Annotated in this window: 20 protein-coding genes; 14 read left to right on the top strand and 6 right to left on the bottom strand. The window is 69.7% G+C overall.

Annotated elements, in window-relative coordinates:
- Positions 1-11: 11 nt before the first annotated feature.
- Positions 12-662: an HAD-IA family hydrolase gene (locus WDU99_RS02385; protein WP_337330841.1), complete on the top strand. Its 651-nt coding sequence runs from the start codon at positions 12-14 to the stop codon at positions 660-662.
- A gap of 42 nt (positions 663-704) precedes the next feature.
- Here WDU99_RS02385 and WDU99_RS02380 read toward each other — a convergent pair whose 3' ends face one another.
- Together WDU99_RS02380 and WDU99_RS02375 are read right to left on the bottom strand one after the other, a co-directional pair.
- Positions 705-1,121 (bottom strand): hypothetical protein, encoded by a 417-nt coding sequence (locus tag WDU99_RS02380; RefSeq protein WP_337330840.1) that lies wholly within the window; start codon positions 1,119-1,121, stop codon positions 705-707.
- Positions 1,122-1,674: 553 nt separating this feature from the next.
- The gene (locus WDU99_RS02375) at positions 1,675-2,112 is read right to left on the bottom strand and encodes an Lrp/AsnC family transcriptional regulator (protein WP_337330839.1); all 438 of its coding nucleotides are present in this window, start codon (positions 2,110-2,112) and stop codon (positions 1,675-1,677) included.
- Positions 2,113-2,260: 148 nt separating this feature from the next.
- Here WDU99_RS02375 and WDU99_RS02370 point away from each other — a divergent pair, with 148 nt between their 5' ends.
- The 8 genes from WDU99_RS02370 to paaI all read left to right on the top strand — a co-directional run bounded on the left by WDU99_RS02370 (position 2,261) and on the right by paaI (position 11,242).
- Complete coding sequence (locus WDU99_RS02370; RefSeq protein ID WP_337330838.1) at positions 2,261-3,391, top strand: thiamine pyrophosphate-dependent enzyme; 1,131 nt, start codon at positions 2,261-2,263, stop codon at positions 3,389-3,391.
- On the top strand, positions 3,388-4,434 hold the full coding sequence (locus WDU99_RS02365; RefSeq protein ID WP_337330837.1) for an alpha-ketoacid dehydrogenase subunit beta: 1,047 nt from the start codon (positions 3,388-3,390) through the stop codon (positions 4,432-4,434). Before WDU99_RS02370 ends, WDU99_RS02365 begins: the two co-directional genes overlap by 4 nt.
- Positions 4,431-5,777 carry a dihydrolipoamide acetyltransferase family protein gene (locus WDU99_RS02360; protein ID WP_337330836.1) on the top strand — a complete coding sequence of 449 codons (1,347 nt, stop codon included), beginning with the start codon at positions 4,431-4,433 and terminating at the stop codon, positions 5,775-5,777. Before WDU99_RS02365 ends, WDU99_RS02360 begins: the two co-directional genes overlap by 4 nt.
- Position 5,778: 1 nt before the next feature.
- Complete coding sequence (locus WDU99_RS02355) at positions 5,779-6,966, top strand: thiolase family protein (RefSeq protein WP_337330835.1); 1,188 nt, start codon at positions 5,779-5,781, stop codon at positions 6,964-6,966.
- 142 nt (positions 6,967-7,108) lie between these two features.
- Entirely contained in the window at positions 7,109-7,849 is a 741-nt protein-coding gene (locus tag WDU99_RS02350) for an enoyl-CoA hydratase/isomerase family protein (protein WP_337330834.1), read from the top strand.
- Positions 7,846-8,739, top strand: a complete 894-nt coding sequence (locus WDU99_RS02345; RefSeq protein ID WP_337330833.1) for a 3-hydroxyacyl-CoA dehydrogenase family protein — start codon at positions 7,846-7,848, stop codon at positions 8,737-8,739. Before WDU99_RS02350 ends, WDU99_RS02345 begins: the two co-directional genes overlap by 4 nt.
- Positions 8,736-10,856 (top strand): phenylacetic acid degradation bifunctional protein PaaZ, encoded by a 2,121-nt coding sequence (paaZ, locus tag WDU99_RS02340; RefSeq protein WP_337330832.1) that lies wholly within the window; start codon positions 8,736-8,738, stop codon positions 10,854-10,856. Before WDU99_RS02345 ends, paaZ begins: the two co-directional genes overlap by 4 nt.
- A gap of 5 nt (positions 10,857-10,861) precedes the next feature.
- The gene (gene paaI / locus WDU99_RS02335; protein WP_337331101.1) at positions 10,862-11,242 is read left to right on the top strand and encodes a hydroxyphenylacetyl-CoA thioesterase PaaI; all 381 of its coding nucleotides are present in this window, start codon (positions 10,862-10,864) and stop codon (positions 11,240-11,242) included.
- Here paaI and WDU99_RS02330 read toward each other — a convergent pair.
- The 3 genes from WDU99_RS02330 to WDU99_RS02320 form a co-directional block, all read right to left on the bottom strand.
- Positions 11,220-11,999, bottom strand: coding sequence for an aquaporin (locus WDU99_RS02330; protein ID WP_337330831.1), 780 nt, complete (start codon positions 11,997-11,999; stop codon positions 11,220-11,222). The genes paaI and WDU99_RS02330 overlap by 23 nt on opposite strands.
- Entirely contained in the window at positions 11,996-12,418 is a 423-nt protein-coding gene (locus tag WDU99_RS02325) for an arsenate reductase ArsC (RefSeq protein ID WP_337330830.1), read from the bottom strand. Before WDU99_RS02325 ends, WDU99_RS02330 begins: the two co-directional genes overlap by 4 nt.
- 61 nt (positions 12,419-12,479) lie before the next feature.
- A complete protein-coding gene (locus WDU99_RS02320; RefSeq protein WP_337330829.1) occupies positions 12,480-13,802 on the bottom strand; it encodes an NAD(P)-binding domain-containing protein in 1,323 nt (440 codons plus the stop codon).
- 88 nt (positions 13,803-13,890) lie between these two features.
- Between WDU99_RS02320 and WDU99_RS02315 the strand changes: the two genes are divergently transcribed.
- Positions 13,891-14,244: a metalloregulator ArsR/SmtB family transcription factor gene (locus tag WDU99_RS02315; RefSeq protein ID WP_337330828.1), complete on the top strand. Its 354-nt coding sequence runs from the start codon at positions 13,891-13,893 to the stop codon at positions 14,242-14,244.
- 48 nt (positions 14,245-14,292) lie between these two features.
- Here the strand turns inward: WDU99_RS02315 and WDU99_RS02310 are convergent, their stop codons facing one another.
- Positions 14,293-16,428 carry a RecQ family ATP-dependent DNA helicase gene (locus WDU99_RS02310; RefSeq protein ID WP_337330827.1) on the bottom strand — a complete coding sequence of 712 codons (2,136 nt, stop codon included), beginning with the start codon at positions 16,426-16,428 and terminating at the stop codon, positions 14,293-14,295.
- A gap of 100 nt (positions 16,429-16,528) precedes the next feature.
- On the opposite strand from WDU99_RS02310, the gene paaA reads away from it, so the two are divergent.
- The 4 genes from paaA to paaD are packed head-to-tail and all read left to right on the top strand — an operon-like array spanning position 16,529 to position 19,153.
- Positions 16,529-17,500, top strand: a complete 972-nt coding sequence (gene paaA, locus WDU99_RS02305) for a 1,2-phenylacetyl-CoA epoxidase subunit PaaA (protein ID WP_337330826.1) — start codon at positions 16,529-16,531, stop codon at positions 17,498-17,500.
- Positions 17,500-17,811, top strand: coding sequence for a 1,2-phenylacetyl-CoA epoxidase subunit PaaB (gene paaB, locus WDU99_RS02300; protein ID WP_337330825.1), 312 nt, complete (start codon positions 17,500-17,502; stop codon positions 17,809-17,811). Before paaA ends, paaB begins: the two co-directional genes overlap by 1 nt.
- Positions 17,808-18,638, top strand: a complete 831-nt coding sequence (gene paaC / locus WDU99_RS02295) for a 1,2-phenylacetyl-CoA epoxidase subunit PaaC (protein ID WP_337330824.1) — start codon at positions 17,808-17,810, stop codon at positions 18,636-18,638. The genes paaB and paaC overlap by 4 nt, the downstream gene beginning before the upstream one ends.
- The gene (paaD, locus tag WDU99_RS02290; protein WP_337330823.1) at positions 18,632-19,153 is read left to right on the top strand and encodes a 1,2-phenylacetyl-CoA epoxidase subunit PaaD; all 522 of its coding nucleotides are present in this window, start codon (positions 18,632-18,634) and stop codon (positions 19,151-19,153) included. The genes paaC and paaD overlap by 7 nt, the downstream gene beginning before the upstream one ends.
- Positions 19,154-19,173 lie beyond the last annotated feature (20 nt).

The raw sequence follows: 19,173 nt of genomic DNA, 5'->3' as shown, positions 1-19,173 counted from the left end.
AGCCTGGGCTCATGACCACCACGCTGCACGCCCGCGCCGTTCTGCTCGACATGGACGGAACCCTCGTCGACTCGACCGCGGTGGTCGAGCGACTGTGGCTGCAGTGGGCCGAACCCCACGGCCTCGACCCGGCCTTCGTGCTCGAAGTGGTGCACGGCCGGCAGGGGCATCAGAGCATGGCGATCATGCTCCCCGAGCGCGACCACTCGATCAATCTGATCGAGAATCAGCAGATGCTCGACCGCGAGACCGACGACGTCGAGGGCGTCGTCGCGATCGGCGGCGCCCAGCAACTGCTGGAGGCGCTGCAGCGGCATCCGCATGCGATCGTGACGAGCGCGAACGTCGCTCTGATGACAGCGCGGATGGATGCCGCGGGCCTGGCCATCCCCGATCTGCGCGTCACTGCCGAGAGCGTGTCGGCCTCGAAGCCGCACCCCGAAGGATTCCTCAAGGCAGCCTCGCTGCTGGGAATCGAACCGGCCGACTGCGTCGTCTTCGAGGATTCGGAGGCCGGCATCCAGGCCGGGCTCGCCGCCGGCATGGTGGTGATCGGGGTCGGCTCGGCTGCGGCCGGTCACAGCCCGACGCACGCCGTGCCCGACCTCACGCATGTCACGATCGTCGAGACCGGCGAGGGGTTCTCGCTGACGATCGTCTGATCGGCCACGTCTGAAGTGCTGCGGCGACGACGCCGAGCCCACCTATTCACGCAGCCAGGCGTCTCCCTGCCCATCGGGCGACACCCATGCCCGCGGTGAGTCGTCGAATCGGATGGCGGAGGTGAGCCAGTAGGTCTCGCCGGGGTTCCAGCCCGCGATGACCGATGCCCGCTCGTCGTCCACCGGGATGGCTGTGCCGGCGGCCTCGAGATACGCTCCCGTCTGCAGGTGCACGCCGTCGTAGTGCTCGGCGACCGCAGCCCAATCCGGGATCACCCATTCCCCCGCGCGTCCCGTGGTGCGGTACCAGTCGTGTCGCTTGAGGTCGGTGACGGTGATCGGAAACCGACGACAGAGTTCCGCCCACGCGTGCGGACCGTCGACCTCGAACACTCGCGCAGTGGTCGCGATGGTGGCGCGATACGCGAGGCCGCGCTCCCAGCCCATGCTGTCCTCCACGAACCAGAGTGCGGCTGGGCTGCCGTCGCAGGTCGCCCCGGCCGTCGACGGTGCCGGGTGCCGCGATGCGGGTGTCGTCCCACTGCACGGCCCACTGGGCGCCTCGATCGAGCGGCAGCCGCCACTCGGACATCGCCGCCGCGAGCTGGTCCGCGATCGGCTCCAGAGCTCTGCGCACCTCGGGGGTGGCCGCGAGCTGATCGGTGCCGTCGGGCTCCTGCCAGTACCGGGCCATGTCCACCGACCGCGCAAGCGCCGCACGGAGCCGCTCCGGGGACGGGTCGGCGAGCGCCATCTGCACCAGCAGCCGTGCCACCTCCGCGGGCGTGGCCGGCTCGGGTTCTGGCGGACGTGCACCGCTCCCGAACCAGATCGTGGTCCCCGCCGGCTCGAACACGTGCGCGGCCGTCATCACGGCGGTGGAGAGCCGGCGGGATTCATCGCTCCCGCTGCCGAGTGCGTGCTCCAGCAGCAGACGCCGCCCACGCGGTCCGGCGAGCAGGGCCTGAGTCGGTGGCATCCGGTTCACACCCGCACGCTATCGGAATCGCGCTCACTCCCGGGTGAAGTCCTCGAAGATCAGCGTCGTGCGGGTCGAGCGGATCGACGGGATCGCCTGGATGTCCTCCAGCACGATGCGCCGCAGGTCGCGGGCGTCGCTGGCGCGCACGAGCAGGATGACGTCGAAGTCGCCGCCGACCAGCGCCATGTGCTCGACTTCGGGGATCGCTCGCAACCGCGCCTGCACGTCCTGCCAGGTCGCCTGCTCGATTGCCAGCATCACGTATGCCGAGGCGTGGTGACCGAGCTGCACCGGATCGGTGCGCACGGTGTAGCCGATGATCACACCCAGGTCGGTCAGACGCTTGATTCGTGCGTGCGCGCCGGCGCGCGAGATGTGCACGGCCTCGGCGATCGCCGTCATCGACGCCCGTGCGTCGCGGCGGAGCTCGGCGAGGATCGCGCGATCCGTGGCATCCATATCGCTCATGCGACCCCCGTCGTTCCGTCACCGAATTCTGACACTCTGTGCACGGATGACGCAATAGCTGACCAATCGTTCGGGAATCCGCCTCAGCGGTTGGACGACTGCGTCGCGAGAGCGATGCTGGAGACACCGTTCGGCGAAGGAGGCGAATATGAGCGAGGCCCTGCTCCCCCGCGACACCCCTGTCTGCCTGATCGATCAGCACGGCACCGCGGTCGAGGATTCGGAATATCGGATGCCCGATGCCGGCCGTCTGCGCGAGGCCTATCGCGCCCTCATCGAAGCACGCCGCATCAACGATCAGGCCAGCGCGCTCGTGCGCCAGGGCCGGCTGGCCGTGTACCCCTCGTCGCACGGACAGGAGGCCTGCCAGGTCGCGGCCTCCCTCGTGCTCGGCGAGCGCGATTGGCTGTTCCCCACCTACCGCGACTCGGTGGCCGTGATCGGGCGCGGCGTCAGCCCCGCGGACGCCATGGTGCTGCTCGCGGGCGACTGGCACTCGGGCTACGACCCGAACGAGCACCGGGTCGCTCCGCAGGCCACTCCGCTGGCTACCCAGCTGCTGCACGCCGTCGGGTTCGCCCACGCCGCGAAGCACCGCGGCGAGGACACCGTCGTGCTGGCCCTGTGCGGTGACGGCGCCACCAGCGAGGGTGACTTCCACGAGGCGCTGAACTTCGCCGCCGTGTTCCACGTGCCGGTGGTGTTCTTCGTGCAGAACAACGAGTTCGCCATCTCGGTGCCCCTCTCGCGGCAGAGCGCAGCGCCGTCGCTCGCGCACAAGGCGATCGGATACGGGATGCCAGGGCAGCGCGTCGACGGCAACGACGTCGCCGCTGTGCTCGCCGTGCTCGGTGAGGCCGTCGATCGCGCGCGTGCCGGCGGTGGTCCGTCGCTGGTCGAAGCCCACACCTATCGGATGCAGGCGCACACCAACGCCGACGACGACACCCGCTACCGCGAGCGCGCCGACGTGCAGGCGTGGGTCGACCGTGACCCCGTCACCCGGGTGCGCGCGTACCTGATGGACCAGGAGGCTCTCGACGAGGTCGCAGAAGAGCAGTTCGCCGCCGGTGCCGAGCGGATCGCCGCCGAACTGCGTGCCGCGCTGAACAACGACGCCGACCTCGACCCCGAGGACCTGTTCCGCTTCGTCACCGCGCAGCGTTCGCCGCAGCTCGATGAGCAGTGGCGGATGCTGCGCGACGAGATCGCCCGGACTGCGGCATCCGACTCCGCGACAGCATCCGATCCCGTCTCGACGTCTGGAGGCACCCGATGACCATCGCGCACGACGACATCCGTCTCGACGCCGACGCGCCGACCATGCAGACGATGACCATGGCTGCGGCACTCAACCTCGCTCTCGCCGATGCGATCCGCGAGGATCCCGCCGTCGTCGTCTTCGGCGAAGATGTCGGGGCGCTCGGCGGGGTCTTCCGCATCACCGACGGACTCACCGAGCGGTTCGGCGAAGACCGCTGCTTCGATACCCCACTGGCCGAGTCCGGCATCGTCGGCACCGCCGTCGGCATGGCGATGAACGGCCTGCGGCCGGTGGTCGAGATGCAGTTCGACGCATTCGCGCTGCCCGCGTTCGAGCAGATCGTCAGCCATGTGGCGAAGCTCGGCAATCGCACGCGCGGCGCGACGCGGATGCCCATCGTGATCCGTGTTCCGTTCGGCGGCGGCATCGGCGGCGTCGAGCATCACTGCGACTCCTCCGAGGCGTACTACGCGCACACGCCCGGTCTGACGGTCGTCGCGCCGTCGACCCCGCAGGATGCCTACTCGATGCTGCGCGCCGCGATCGCCTCACCCGACCCGGTGATCTTCCTCGAGCCGAAGAAGCTGTACTGGAGCAAGGGTGAGGTCGACACCACGCAGGTCACCCACCTCGGCACCGCCCGCATCGCCCGCGAGGGCACCGATGTCACCGTGCTCGCATACGCCGCCATGGTGCCGGTCGCCCTGGAGGCCGCCGAGATCGCCGCATCCGAGGGACGCAGCGTGCAGGTGATCGACGTGCGCTCGCTGTCACCCTTCGACGACCAGCTGGTCACCGCCGCGGTGCGCGCCACCGGTCGCGCGGTGGTGGTCGCCGAGGCCCCCGGGTACGTCAGCGTAGCCGGCGAGATCCAGGCCAGGGTTTTCGAGCGCTGTTTCGAGTACCTCGAGGCGCCCGTTCGGCGCGTCACGGGGTTCGACACTCCGTTCGCCCCGCCGAAGCTCGAGCACTTCTACCTGCCCGACGCGGACCGCGTGCTCGATGCCATCGACTCGCTGCACTGGGACGACGATGCTGAAGCAGGAGCCGTGCGATGACCACCGCGACAGCGAAGGTGTTCCGACTGCCCGACCTCGGCGAAGGGCTCACCGAAGCCGGGCTCGTGCAGTGGCTGGTGAGTGTGGGCGATGAGATCCGCACCGACCAGGCAATCGCCGAGGTAGAGACCGCCAAGAGCGTCGTCGAGCTGCCCTCGCCGTTCGCCGGTGTCGTCACCGCGCTGCACGGCGAGCCCGGAGACACGATCACTGTGGGGGCGCCCGTGCTCGAGGTCGCGTCTACCGCGGACAGCTCTGAGAAGGAGGCGTACCGGGCCGAGGAGCGCGCCGGAGGCTCGGCATCCGGCAACGTGCTGATCGGGTACGGCACGACCGAGCGCTCCACGTCCGGCCGCCGCCGCCCCCGGGCATCCGCTCCCCCGCCCGCGCCCTCGTCGACAGCACGCGATGTCGACGGCGGCCAGAGCGGTGACGCGAGCGGCGGCGGGGAGCGCAGGATGCCCGTCGCGGTGCGGTCGCCGCTGGTGCGCAGGCTCGCGCGCGACCTGGGCGTCGATGTGCACGGCCTCACCGGCACCGGCCACGACGGGGCGATCACCCGGGGCGATGTGCTGCGCGCGGCGGTGGACCACACACTCGACAGGGTGGCCGCGCCGCCGGCATCCGACACGACGACCTCGGATGCCCTCGCCGTGACCTCACGCGAGAGGCTCAGCCCTCTGCGCAAGGCGGTCAGCGCGAAGCTCTCGCGCAGCCGCAGCGAGATCCCGGAGGCGACTGTCTGGGTCGACGTCGACGCGACCCGCCTGTGGGCGCTGCGCGCCGACATGGCATCCGACGGCGGACGCGCACCATCGCTCACCGCCCTCGTCGCCCGCTTCACTCTGCTCGCCCTGGCCGACTATCCGCTGCTCGCCTCGCGACTGAACGACGACGCGAGCGAGGTCATCGGCTTCGACGGCGTGAATCTCGGCGTGGCCGCCGACACCGAACGCGGCCTGATGGTTCCTGTCATCCCGCGCGCCCACGAGCTGTCGGTCGACGCCCTCGACGCCCAGTTGCGTGAAATCGCCGAGACGGCGCGTTCGGGCGGCATGTCACCGGAGCGGCTGCGCGGCTCCACCTTCACCCTGAACAACTACGGCAGCCTCGGCGTCGACGGGTCCGCGGCGATCATCAACCACCCCGAGGTCGCGATCCTGGGCATCGGACGCATGATCGAGCGCCCCTGGGTCGTCGACGGGGAGATCGTGGCGCGGCGCATCGCCCAGCTGTCGCTGGTGTTCGACCACCGGGTGTGCGACGGCGGCTACGCTGCCGGGTTCCTGCGCCGCGTGGTCGAGCTCATCGAGCATCCTCTGCGCGCCTACGGGAGGGTCTGAGATGACCGAGGCCTTTCTCATCGGCGGTGTGCGCACGCCGGTCGGACGCTACGGCGGTGTGCTCGCGGGGGTGCGTCCCGACGACCTTGCGGCGATCGTCGTGCGGGCCGCTGTCGATCGCGCAGGCGTGCCCGACAGCGCTGTCGAGGAGGTGATCCTCGGTGCGGCCAACCAGGCCGGAGAGGACAATCGCAACGTGGCGCGCATGGCCGTGCTGCTGGCCGGCCTGCCCGACGAGGTTCCCGGCATCACCGTGAACCGGCTGTGCGCCTCGGGGATGTCGGCGATCGCGATGGCCGCGCAGGCGGTCCGCGCCGGCGACGCCGACGTGATGGTCGCCGGCGGTGTCGAGTCGATGACCCGCGCTCCCTGGGTGCAGGCGAAGCCCGAGCGCGCCTGGGCGAAGCCCGGTGCGGCCTTCGACACCTCGATCGGGTGGCGGTTCGCGAACCCGAAGCTGCTCGCTCGCGACAAGGCGACGTTCTCGATGCCCGAGACCGCAGAGGAGGTCGCGCGCCGCGACGGCATCACTCGAGAGGATGCTGACGCGTTCGCCCTGGCGAGCCAGCGCAAGGCCGTGGCTGCGGTGGATGCCGGACGCTTCGCCGACGAGATCGTGCCGGTGCCCACCCGTGCCGGCGAGGTCGTCGACGACGAGGGACCGCGGCGCGACACCAGCCTCGAGGCGCTGACCGCGCTGCGTCCCGTGGTCGCCGGCGGCAGCGTGGTGACGGCGGGCAACTCCAGTTCACTCAACGACGGCGCCTCGGCCGTGGTCGTCGCCAGCGGTGAGGCCGTGCGCCGCTACGGGCTGACCCCGCGGGCGCGCATCGTGGCCTCGACGACCGCGGCGCTGGCGCCCGAGATCATGGGGCTCGGGCCGGTGCCCGCCACCGAGAAGGCGCTGAAGCGCACCGGGCTGGACGTGTCGGCGCTCGGTGCGGTGGAGCTGAACGAGGCGTTCGCGACGCAGTCGCTGGCATCCATCCGCCGCCTCGGTCTCGACCCCGAGATCGTCAACCGCGACGGCGGGGCGATCGCGCTCGGGCATCCGCTCGGTTCCAGCGGCAGCCGCATCGTGATCACCCTGATGGGACGCATGGAGCGCGAAGACGCGAGCCTGGGACTGGCGACGCTCTGCGTCGGCGTCGGCCAGGGCGCGGCGATGATCCTGGAGCGGGTCGCATGACGGGCATCCGAGGTCTTGGCGCCGCTCCGGTCGCAATGGATGCCGGTATCGGGACGCACACCATCGCTCCGGTCGCAATGGATGCCGCTATTCCGGCGCCGAAACGGCATCCATTGCGACCTGAACACCGGCGGTGGGCTCGATGACCGGCCCGCTGCTCGTCGAACGGCGCGACGACCGGGTCATCGCGACGCTGAACCGGCCCGAGAAGCGCAACGCTATCGACCAGCAGATGATCGACGCGCTGCATGCGCTGTGCACCGAGCTGGAGGCCGAGCCGCGCACGCTCATCATCACCGGCAGCGAGCGGGTGTTCGCCGCCGGCGCCGACATCGCCCAGCTGCGCGAACGCCGTGCCGACGACGCCCGCCGGGCGATCAACGCGATCGCGTTCATCCGCATCAGTGAGCTTCCGATGCCGGTGATCGCCGCGATGAGCGGTCACGCCCTGGGCGGTGGCGCCGAGCTCGCCTACGCCGCCGACCTGCGGATCGCCTCACCCACCCTGCGCATCGGCAACCCCGAGACGGGGCTCGGGATCATGGCCGCGGCCGGGGCGACCTGGCGCCTGCCCGAGATCGTGGGTCACGCCCGCGCGAGCGAGATGCTGCTCACCGGACGAGTGCTCGACGCCGGAGAGGCGATGGACTGGGGCCTGGTCTCGGCCGTGCATCGCGCCGATGAGCTGCTCGCCGCCGCACACGCCCTCGCCGACCGGATCGCCGGCAACGACCCGCTCGCGACCCGGCACACCAAGCGCGCGCTGCGCGCGCCGCGGCACGAGCACCCCGACATCGAACGCGAACTGCAGGCGGAACTGTTCGAGAGCGACGAGAGGATGCGCCGGATGACCGAATTCCTCGAGCGGAGGAGCAGCCGATGAGCGACGCCGTTTCGTCTCGCTCGGCTGCGCCGGGTTCGCTCAACGACCGGGGAGTGGGCGTCCTCGGCGGCGGCCGGATGGGCGCCGGCATCGCTCACGCGTTCCTGCTCGCCGGAGCGCGCGTCGACGTCGTCGAGCGCGATGCCGGGGCGGCGGATGCTGCCGTGCAGCGCATCGGCGACAGCATCCGACGCTCCGCCGAACGCGACCCCGACCTCGATCCGGCCGAGACGGCGTCGCGACTGCACGTCGGCGTCGACCTCGCGCGCTTCTCGGGCGCCGCCCTCGTGATCGAGGCGGTGCCGGAGGATCGGATGCTGAAGCACGACGCCCTCGCGCGTGTGGACGCCGTGCTCGGCGAGGGTGCCGTGCTGGCGTCGAACACCTCGTCGATCTCGATCGATGACCTCGCCGCGGCTGTGCGCGATCCCGGGCGGTTCCTCGGGCTGCACTTCTTCAATCCCGTACCTGCATCGGCACTGGTCGAGATCGTGCGGGGATCGGCGACGGATGACCGGGTCGTCGACCTCGCCCGCGGATGGGTGCAGTCGCTGGGCAAGACCCCGATCACGGTGAGCGACTCCCCTGGCTTCGCGTCCTCGCGCCTCGGCGTGATGCTCGGCCTCGAGGCCATTCGGATGCTGGAAGAGGGCGTCGCCAGCGCGGAGGACATCGACACGGCGATGACTCTCGGTTACCGACATCCGATGGGGCCGCTGCGCACGACCGACATCGTCGGACTGGACGTGCGACTCGGCATCGCCGAGGAACTCGCCCGCGAACTCGGCGAGCGCTTCGCCCCGCCCGAACTGCTGCGCACGATGGTCACCGAGGGCAGACTGGGCCGCAAGAGCGGCGAAGGCTTCTACGTATGGAACGAGGAACGATGACGACCGACACCCTGCCCAGCTACGTCCGGGGCGAATGGTGGACGCCCGTCGATTCCGGGTCCCTGAGCCTGTCGCCTGTGCTGAGCGAGCGTCAGCGAGTCGAAGTGAAGGGCACCGAGGTGCGCGACGCGTCCACCGGCGAGGTGGTCACGCGCGTCTCGACGGAGGGCCTCGACCTCGCCGGCGTGCTCGATTACGCCCGCAGTGTGGGACAGCAGAGCCTCGCCGCCCTCACCTTCCACCAGCGCGCCCTGCTGCTGAAGCAGTTCGCGCTCGCGCTGACCGAGCGCAAGGAGGAGCTGTACGAGGTCTCGGCGCGCACCGGAGCGACGAAGACCGATTCGTGGGTCGACATCGACGGCGGCATCGGCGTGCTGTTCGCGTACTCGGGCAAGGGGCGGCGCGAGCTGCCGAACAGTCACGTCTACGTCGACGGTCCGGTCGAGCCGCTGTCGAAGGACGGCTCGTTCCTCGGCCGACACGTCTACACGACGCTTCCCGGCGTCGCCGTGCAGATCAACGCGTTCAACTTCCCGGTGTGGGGGCCGCTCGAGAAGTTCGCGCCGGCGTTCCTGGCCGGCATGCCGACGGTCATCAAGCCCGCGACTCCTACCGGGTACCTCAGCGAGGCGATGGTGCGCATCCTCGTCGAGTCGGGGCTGCTGCCCGAGGGCTCGCTGCAGCTGGTCAGCGGCAGCGTTCCCACGCTGTTCGAGCACCTTCGCCTGGGCGATGTGGTCGGCTTCACCGGCAGCGCGTCGACCGCCGAGATGCTGCGGGGGCATGCCGCCGTCCAGACCGGTGGCGTGCGGTTCACCGCCGAGACAGACTCGATCAACGCCTCGGTGCTGGGCACGGATGCCATCCAGGGCACGCCCGAGTTCGACGCCTACGTGCGCCAGCTCGTCATCGAGATGACCACGAAGGCGGGTCAGAAGTGCACCGCGATCCGCCGGGCGATCGTGCCGGCGGCATCCGCCGACGCCGTGATCGACGCCGTGCGCGCCCGGATCGAGGCGAAGACCGTCGTCGGCGACCCGCGCGCCGAGGGCGTCACGATGGGGCCGCTCGCGTCGACCGCGCAGCGCGATGAGGTGCACCGGCAGGTGCAGAAGCTCGTCGACGGTGGCGGACGGATCGTGATCGGCGGGGTCGACGAACCCGAGGTCGTGCAGGCCGACGGCTCTACCGGCCCCGCTCCCGACGGCGCGTTCGTCTCGCCCGTGCTGCTGCGCTTCGACGATGCGGATGCCGAGGCCGTCAACACCGTCGAGGCGTTCGGTCCGGTCTCGTCGCTGATCACCTACGACACGATCGCCGAGGCCGCCGACATCGTCGCGCGCGGCGGCGGATCGCTGGTCACCAGCATCGCCACGCACGATCCGGCGCAGGCCGTCGCCCTCGCGACGCGCATCGCGCCGTTCAACGGTCGGATGCTGCTGCTCGACCGTGACGGAGCACGCGCGTCGACCGGGCACGGGTCTCCGATGCCCGGGCTCGTGCACGGCGGACCCGGCCGTGCCGGTGGCGGTGAGGAGCTCGGCGGCATCCGCGCGGTGCTGCACCACATGCAGCGCACGGCAATACAAGGCTCGCCTGAGATGCTCACGGCGCTGACCGGCATCTGGCACGCCGGTGCGTCCGCGAACGCCGGCGATCGGCATCCGTTCCGCAAGTCGCTCGCCGAGCTGCGCATCGGCGACCGCATCTCGTCGGATGCCCGTGAGGTCACCCTCGACGACATCGAGACGTTCGCGCACTTCACCGGCGACACCTTCTACGCGCACATGGACGAGGAATCCGCCGCGGCCAATCCCTTCTTCCCCGGCCGGGTCGCACACGGCTACCTGCTGGTGTCGTGGGCGGCGGGCCTGTTCGTCGACCCCGAACCCGGGCCGGTGCTCGCCAACTACGGGCTCGAGAACCTGCGGTTCGTCACGCCGGTCTCGCCGGGTGACAGCATCCGCGTCGATCTCACGGCGAAGCAGATCACGCCGCGCGAGACCGACGAGTACGGCGAGGTGCGCTGGGATGCCGTGATCCGCAATCAGGACGATGAGATCGTCGCGACGTACGACGTGCTGACGCTGGTGAGCAAGGAGGCGGCTGCCGCGTGAGGGAGATGATGCGCCGCGACGCGGCCTCGGCGATGCTCGGCATGAGCGTCGAGGTCGACGAGCCGGGGCGCGCCGTCGTGTCGATGACCGTGCGGGAGGACATGCTCAACGGCTTCGCGATCACTCACGGCGGACTGGTGTTCGCCCTCGCCGACACGGCGTTCGCGATCGCCTGTAACGAGGACGAGCGGGTCACCGTGGCATCCGGCGCCGACATCACCTTCCTCAAGTCAACGGGTGCGGGTCAAGTGCTCACCGCGACCGCCGTACGTCGGGCCGTCAGCGGACGCACCGGGGTCTACGACGTGACCGTGCGCGACGAGAGCGACGACGTGGTCGCGGAGGTGCGCGGGCGCTCGCTGATCACGAACCGGGCGGTGGACTGATCTCGGTTGGCGGGTGCGGGCCGCCCACCCACGTCGTGGCCAGCGGCGACTCTCCATCGTCGGAAGCGCCGATGACAGACGGCTGCGACCTCGGAAACAGGACGACGGTGAGCGCGATCGCGAGGGCGGCGCCGAGGAGCTGGGCTGCGAGGAACGGCAGCACCGAGGTGGACGCGATACCTGCGAAGGTGTCGGTGAAGACCCGGCCGATGGTGACGGCGGGGTTGGCGAACGCGGTGGAGCTGGTGAACCAATAGGCTGCGCCGATATAGGCACCGACCGCCGCCGCGATCACCGGGGCGGACGAGCCGCTGCGGCTGAGTCCCATGATCAGGAGCACCAGCCCCATCGTTGCGACGATCTCGGCGAGGAACGTCGCCGGGCTGGCACGGACGGTGGTGGAGATCGTCGTCGCGGTTGCGAACATCGCGTTGGCCGCGACCGCGCCGACGATGCCTGCCGCGATCTGCGCCAGCAGGTAGACCGCGAGTTCCCGCGGCGGCAAGCCGGTGCCGGAGCGGTGGCCGAGCAGGGTGTCGGCGAGGGAGACGACGGGATTGAAGTGTGCACGGGAAACCGGGGCGAGCAGCACGATCAAGACACCGAGACCGAGGGCGGTGGCGATCGAGTTCTCGAGCAATTGCAGACCGGGGTCGGTTGAGAGGCGTTGTGCGGCGATTCCGGAGCCGACGACGATGGCCACCAGCAGGCCGGTGCCGAGGAGCTCGGCGAGGCCGCGCCGCAGCAAGCCTGTCACGAGAGCGATGCCGTCGAGCCCGTGTCGAGCTCGGCGATCAGTGCCTCAACGCGGGCGCGGATCTCGTCGCGGATCGGCCGGACCGCGTCGATCCCCTGCCCTGCAGGATCGTCGAGCTGCCAGTCCTCGTAGCGCTTCCCGGGGAAGATCGGGCAGGCATCCCCGCAGCCCATCGTGATCACCACGTCCGACTCGCGGACCGCATCGACGGTGAGCACCTTGGGGGTGCCGCCGGCGATGTCGATGCCGTCTTCCGCCATTGCGGAGACAGCGACCGGATTGATCTGGTCCTTGGGCTCAGACCCGGCCGAGAGCACCTCGATGCGGTCACCGGCAAGATGCTGCAGGTAGCCTGCGGCCATCTGCGACCGGCCCGCGTTGTGGACGCAGACGAACAGCACAGTGGGCTTCTCATTCATGACGTGCTCTCTCTTCTTCCTCTTCATCGGGAAACATGGACAGGAGTCGATCTCTGGGCAGTCACGAGCAGCACGAGCCTCCGCCGGAGCCGAGGTCGGTGGAGCAGACCCCCGTGGCTGGCAGCGTCAGTTGAACCTCGGTTGCGGCGGACATGTCGCCATCCAGCCAGGCGGCGATCGAGCGGACCTGTTCGTACCCGGTGGCCAGGAGAAACGTCGGCGCGCGACCGTAGGACTTCATCCCGACCAGGAAGAAGCCCGGCTCCGGATGCCGGAGTTCGGCGAACCCGTGCGGGGAGACAGTGCCGCAGGAGTGCAGATTCGGGTCGATGAGCGGGGCCAGACGGCGGGGCGCCTCAACGATGTCGTCGAGATCGAGGCGCACCTCGCGCAACATCGACAGGTCGGGCCGGAAGCCGGTCGCGTTCACCACGACGTCGGCATCCAGGAAGACGTCCTCGCCTCGGCGTCGCCCGGTGAGGCGAACTCCCCCGTCCTGATTCTGAAGGCGGGAGATCTCGAACGAGTCGACAAGGGTGATCTGCCCGGAGTCGACCAGCCTGTCGACCCGGGACCCCAGCTTCGCGCGGTCGGCGAGCTCGTCGTCGGGCGACGAAGATACACGGACGGCGGAGGGGTTCCGGATCAGCCAGGTCACCCGTGTTCCTGGCTCATCCTCGGCGAGCCGGGCGAGTCCGGTCAGAGTGTTCGCGGCCGAGTGCCCGGCGCCGACGACCACGGTGTGCGCGCCTGCGAACGACGCACGGTCAGCACCCAGGACATCAGGGAGAGCGTGCAGCACGAGGTCACCGACTTCGGCGGCGCCGATCGGATCCAGCCCTGTCGAGGCGAGCGGATTAGGTGTGGTGTAGGTGCCCGATGCATCGATGACCGCACGCCCCGACAGTTCCTCGACAGCACCGTCGGAAGTCTGCAGACGCACGAGGAACGGGGTCTGTGCGCGCCCCGCGCTGCGGGTGCGATCCATGCCCTCACGTGCAACTGCGACCACCCGCGTGCCGAATCGGATCCGCGAGCCGATCTGCGGCAGAGCGGCGAGTGACTCCAGGTACTCGTCGACCAGCTCGCGGCCCTTCGGGGCGCGGCCATCGTCGGTCGGGGCACTCCAGCCTGCGGCCTCAAGCAGGCGACGTGCGGCCGGGTCGATGAGGTGCCTCCAGGGCGAGAACAGCCGAGTGTGGCCCCAGAGCCGGATCGAGGAGGAGACCCTGTCGCCGACCTCGAGGATGGTGAAGTCGATACCACGCTCCACAAGGTTCGCCGCTGCGGCGAGACCGATCGGACCGGCGCCGATGATCACCACCGGCAGCGCCGCCATGCGGTCGCTTGTCGCGGTGCGCGGGGTGAGATCGAGCAGCGTCATGGAAGCGCCTCCTGAGTACATTGATGAACGTCGATGCTCAGTATGGACACATGTATCGAAAGCTGTCAATATCGACTATTGTCGATACATGGTTGCAACTCTTGAGGTCACCGACGTAACCCCCGGGGTCACATGCTGTGCACCGCTGGTGAAGAAGCCGCTCGAACAGACCGACGCCGAGCGCCTCGCAGTCACACTGAAGGCCCTCGCAGATCCGGCTCGACTGCGACTGCTGTCGATCGTCGCCTCCTCCGCGGGCCAGGAGGCGTGCGTGTGCGATCTGATCGACCCGATCGGATTGTCACAGCCGACTGTCTCGCACCACCTCAAGGTGCTCACCGAAGCCGGCTTCCTCACCCGATCGAAGCGCGGAACGTGGGCGTATTACCGTCTCATCCCGAAAGCCCTTGAGCAGGTCTCGGAACTGCTGACCTCCGCCTGATCACCTTGCGCAGGAACAGTGCTTCTCCGGGGACCGCGCTACGCCCGCTCACCCCCGCAGCGCCAGCAGGAACGGCAGCACCTGACCTGCTCCCGCCCGGCGCAGCTCCCGAGCGGCGACGGTGAGCGTCCATCGGCTGTCGGCCAGGTCATCGACCAGCAGCACAGGGCCGTCGGGCACCTCGAGCCCCTCAGCACTGAAGCGCTCCCAGAGCCCGGCGAGACGGAATACGCTGTTGCCGCCCGGCTGGCCGGTCGGACCGCCGTTCGCGAACGCCAGCGCGCCGAGGAAGGGCAGCCGACCGATTTCGGAGAGACCACGCGCCAGCGAGTCGACGAGCTGCGGATGCGAGCGTGACGGCATCGCGATGACCGCAACCGGGCGCTGTTCCCAACCCCAGCCGGCGAGTACCCGCACGCAGGCATCCAGCACCTGACGTGACACGGGAGCGTCAGCAGCACCCGCCGCGAACAGCTCGCGCAGGGTGCCGCCCCATCCGAGGTCGGTGAGTCGCGCCAGCGCCCGCCCCTCTGCCGCCTGCTCGTCGGCGGGGATGCGCCCCTTCACCGGCACGCCCACACGATCCGCGCCGGTCGGCCACTGCCGCCGCGCTTCGATGGGAACCCCGACGCGGTCGAGCGACTCCCCGGCGGCATCCGCCGCAGCGCCGCCGACGTCCTGAGGGAACCACACGCCCGCGCAGTTGTCACACCGCCCGCACGGCGCCGCCGTGTCATCGTCGAGCGAGCGCTGCAGGAACTCCATCCGGCAGCCGTCGGTCTGCTCGTAATCGATCATGTGCTGCTGCTCGGCCCGGCGCTCACCGGCGATGCGTTCGTAGCGCTCGGCGTCGTAGGTCCACGGCTGTCCGGTCGCGACCCAGCCGCCCTGTACGCGGCGCACCGCGCCGTCGACGTCGAGCACCTTCAGCAGCAGCTCGAGCGGCGTGCGGCGGATGTCGACCATCGACTCGAGGGCCGGCGTCGAGATCGGCGCGTCGCCGAGTGCCGCGATGACGCGCTCGGCGCGCTCCTGGTCGGGCATGGATGCTGTCGCGAAGTAGTGCCAGATGTCACGATCCTCCGTGCCCGGCAGCAGCAGCACATCCGCGCTGTCGCTCGCACGACCGGCACGACCGACCTGCTGGTAATACGCCACCGGCGATGACGGCGCACCCAGATGCAGCACGAAGCCGAGGTCGGGCTTGTCGAAGCCCATGCCCAGCGCGCTCGTGGCGACCAGCGCCTTCACCTCGTTGCGTTTGAGTCTGCCCTCGAGATCAGCGCGCTCGTCGGCATCCGTCTGTCCGGTGTACGCATGCACCTCGTGGCCGTGCTCGCGCAGCAGACGCGCCGTGTCGACGGCCGCAGCCACCGTGAGCGTATAGATGATGCCCGACCCGGGCAGATCGTTCAGGTGGCTGAGCAGCCAGGCGAGGCGCTGCGTCGAGCCCGGCAGTCGCAGCACGCCCAGCCGCAGCGATGCCCGCGCGAGCGGGCCGCGGATCGTGAGCACACCGATCGCCTCGCCCCGGGCATCCGACGCCGCGACATCCGACGCTCCCTCACTCGCATCCAGCTGCTCAGCGACATCCGCGACGACGCGACTGTTCGCGGTCGCGGTCGTCGCGAGCACCGGAACACCGGCGGGCATGCCCGCGATCAGGTCGCGCAGGCGGCGGTAGTCCGGGCGGAAGTCGTGACCCCAGTCGCTGATGCAGTGGGCCTCGTCGACCACGAGCATCCCGATGCGCTGCACCAGCGTCGGCAGTTGCTGCTCGCGGAAAGCGGGATTGTTCAGCCGCTCCGGTGAGACCAGCAGCACATCCACCTCGTCGCGGTCGAGCTGGTCGAGCACGTCCTGCCACTCGTGCGCGTTCGTGGAGTTGATCGCGACTGCCCGTACGCCGGCCCGCTCGGCGGCGGAGATCTGATCCCGCATCAGCGCGAGCAGCGGCGAGACGAGCACCGTCGGACCCGCGCCCTGCCTGCGCAGCAGCAGCGTCGCCACGAAGTACACCGCCGACTTGCCCCACCCGGTGCGCTGCACCACGAGCGCGCGCCGGCGCTGTTCGACGAGCGCCTCGATCGCCTCGTACTGTCCGTCGTGGAATTCGGCATCCGCGCGACCGACGAGTTCGCGGAGTGCGTTGAGGGCGGCAGCGCGGGTGTCGGGGGAAGCCATGCCTCCACTCTGCCGCACGCCGCCGACACAGCATCCCTTGCACCTCGCCAGAGCACGTGCGAGAATTACTGCACGATCGGTCAGTAAACAGGAGTCGATGATGACCAGCCCCACGGATCTCTCGCTTGTAGAGGACGACGACGCCCAGGCGCGCTTCGACGAACTCGTCGCGCACGAGCAGCGCATCGAGCCGCGCGATTGGATGCCGGAGGCGTACCGCAAGACGCTGATCCGCCAGATCTCGCAGCACGCGCACTCCGAGATCATCGGCATGCAGCCCGAGGGCAACTGGATCACCCGCGCCCCGAGCCTGAAGCGCAAGGCCATCCTGATGGCGAAGGTGCAGGACGAGGCCGGCCACGGGCTGTACCTCTACTCGGCCGCGCAGACCCTCGGCATCACCCGCGACACGATGACGCAGCAGCTCATCGACGGCAAGGCCAAGTACTCGTCGATCTTCAACTACCCCACCCCCACCTGGGCCGACATGGGTGCGATCGGCTGGCTGGTCGACGGCGCCGCGATCGTCAACCAGGTGCCGCTGTGCCGCGCCTCGTACGGCCCCTACGGACGTGCGATGGTGCGCATCTGCAAGGAGGAGTCGTTCCATCAGCGGCAGGGATTCGAGATCCTGCTGCAGCTGATGCAGGGCACCGACGAGCAGCGCGAGATGGCGCAGGATGCCGTGAACCGGTGGTACTGGCCGAGTCTGGCCATGTTCGGCCCGCCCGACGACGAGTCCCCGAACTCGGCGCAGTCGATGAAGTGGAAGATCAAGCGGTTCTCGAACGACGCCCTGCGCCAGCGGTTCGTCGGCATGCTGGTGCCGCAGGCCGAGATACTCGGCATCACCCTGCCCGATCCTGAGCTGCGCTACAACGAAGAGACCGGCGCTTACGACATGGGCGAGATCGACTGGGACGAGTTCTACGAGGTGCTGCGCGGCAATGGCCCGTGCAACGCCGAGCGCATCGAGCGGCGCCGCACGGCGCACGAAGAGGGCGCGTGGGTGCGCGAGGCGGCCGCCGAGTACGCCCGCAAGCAGGCGCTGCGCGCGAAGGAGGTGGCCTGATGGATGCCCGTTCGACAAGCTCAGGGACCCAGGAGACCTGGCCGCTCTGGGAGGTGTTCGTCCGCGCGAACCGCGGCCTGAACCACGTGCACGTGGGCTCGCTGCACGCGCCCGATTCCGAGATGGCGGTGCGCAACGCCCGCGACCTGTACACCCGTCGCGGTGAGGGGGTGTCGATCTGGGTGGTGCCGACGGATGCCATCACCACGAGCGACCCGGACGACAAGGACGCGTTCTTCGAGAGCCCGACCGGCAAGAACTACCGGCATGCGGTGTATTACACGGCCTCCGAGGGGGTGCCGCACCTGTGAGCTCCCAAGTCAAGAGCAAGAACGTCACCGTCTCGGTCGATCAGCTCAATCTGGCATCCGAGCTCTCCGGCGGCGATGCGAAGGCCCCGTCCGCCGACATCGCCGAGTACGCGCTGTGGCTGGGCGACGACGCGCTGATCCTCTCCCAGCAGCTGGGCGCCTGGATCTCGCGCGCCCCCGAGCTGGAGGAGGACGTCGCCCTCGCGAACATCGCCCTCGATCTGCTCGGGCACGCCCGCTCGCTGCTGCACTACGCCGGCACCTGGGACGGCCGCAGCGAAGACGACCTCGCCTACTTCCGCGACGAGCCCGAATTCCGCAGCGCCTGGCTGATGGAGCAGCCCAACGGCGACTTCGCCCAGACGATCGCGCGGCAGCTGTTCGCCTCGGCGTACATGTTCGAGCTGCACTCCGCGCTGCGCGCCTCGACCGACCCGACCCTGGCCGCGATCGCCGCGAAGTCGCTGAAAGAGGTCGACTACCACCGCGACCACGCCGTGCAGTGGGTGCTGCGACTGGCCGGCGGCACCGAGTACTCGCGCGAGCGCATCATCCGTGCGATCGGAGACGTGTGGCCGTACGTCGACGAGCTGTTCCGCGACGAGCCGCTGATTGACCGGCTCGGCGACGCCGCGGCGCGTCCCTCCGCGCTGCGCGTCGGCTTCGACGCCGTGATCGCAGAGGTCTTCCGGGAAGCGGATCTCGAGATCCCCGAGATCAAGGCGTCCCGCGGCGGCGGCCGGCACGGCTCCCACGCCACTCCCCTCGGGCACCTGCTGGCCGAGATGCAGGTGCTGGCACGACGGCATCCGGGGGCGACATGGTGACCCTTCGACAAGCTCAGGGACCCACGGATGTGGCCGAACACCGCGCCTGGCAGGTCGCCGCTGCCGTCGCCGACCCCGAGGTGCCCGTACTCACCATCGAGGACCTGGGTGTGCTGCGAGCGGTGCAGGTCGACGAGACGGATCGCGTCATCGTCGAGATCACGCCGACGTACAGCGGATGCCCGGCGATGGACGCCATCCGCGACGACATCGTCCTCGCCCTGACCGCCGACGGCTTCGCCGACGTCGAGGTGCGCACCGTGCTCTCCCCCGCCTGGACCACCGACTGGATGAGCGAGGAGGGCAAGCGCAAGCTCACCGAGTACGGCATCGCCCCGCCCAGCGGACACGCCGCCGTTCGCCAGGGTCCGGTGCGCCTGGTGCTCAGCATCCGATGCCCGCGCTGCGGCTCTCTCGACACCCGCGAGGTGTCTCGCTTCGGCTCCACCTCGTGCAAGGCGCTCTACGAATGCCGCGCGTGCCTCGAGCCCTTCGACCACTTCAAGGTGATCTGATGGGTGGGGTGATCTGATGG

Source organism: Microbacterium bandirmense (assembly GCF_037204185.1).
Classification (GTDB): domain Bacteria; phylum Actinomycetota; class Actinomycetes; order Actinomycetales; family Microbacteriaceae; genus Microbacterium; species Microbacterium bandirmense.
This window is presented reverse-complemented; position numbering and strand designations above follow the sequence as displayed.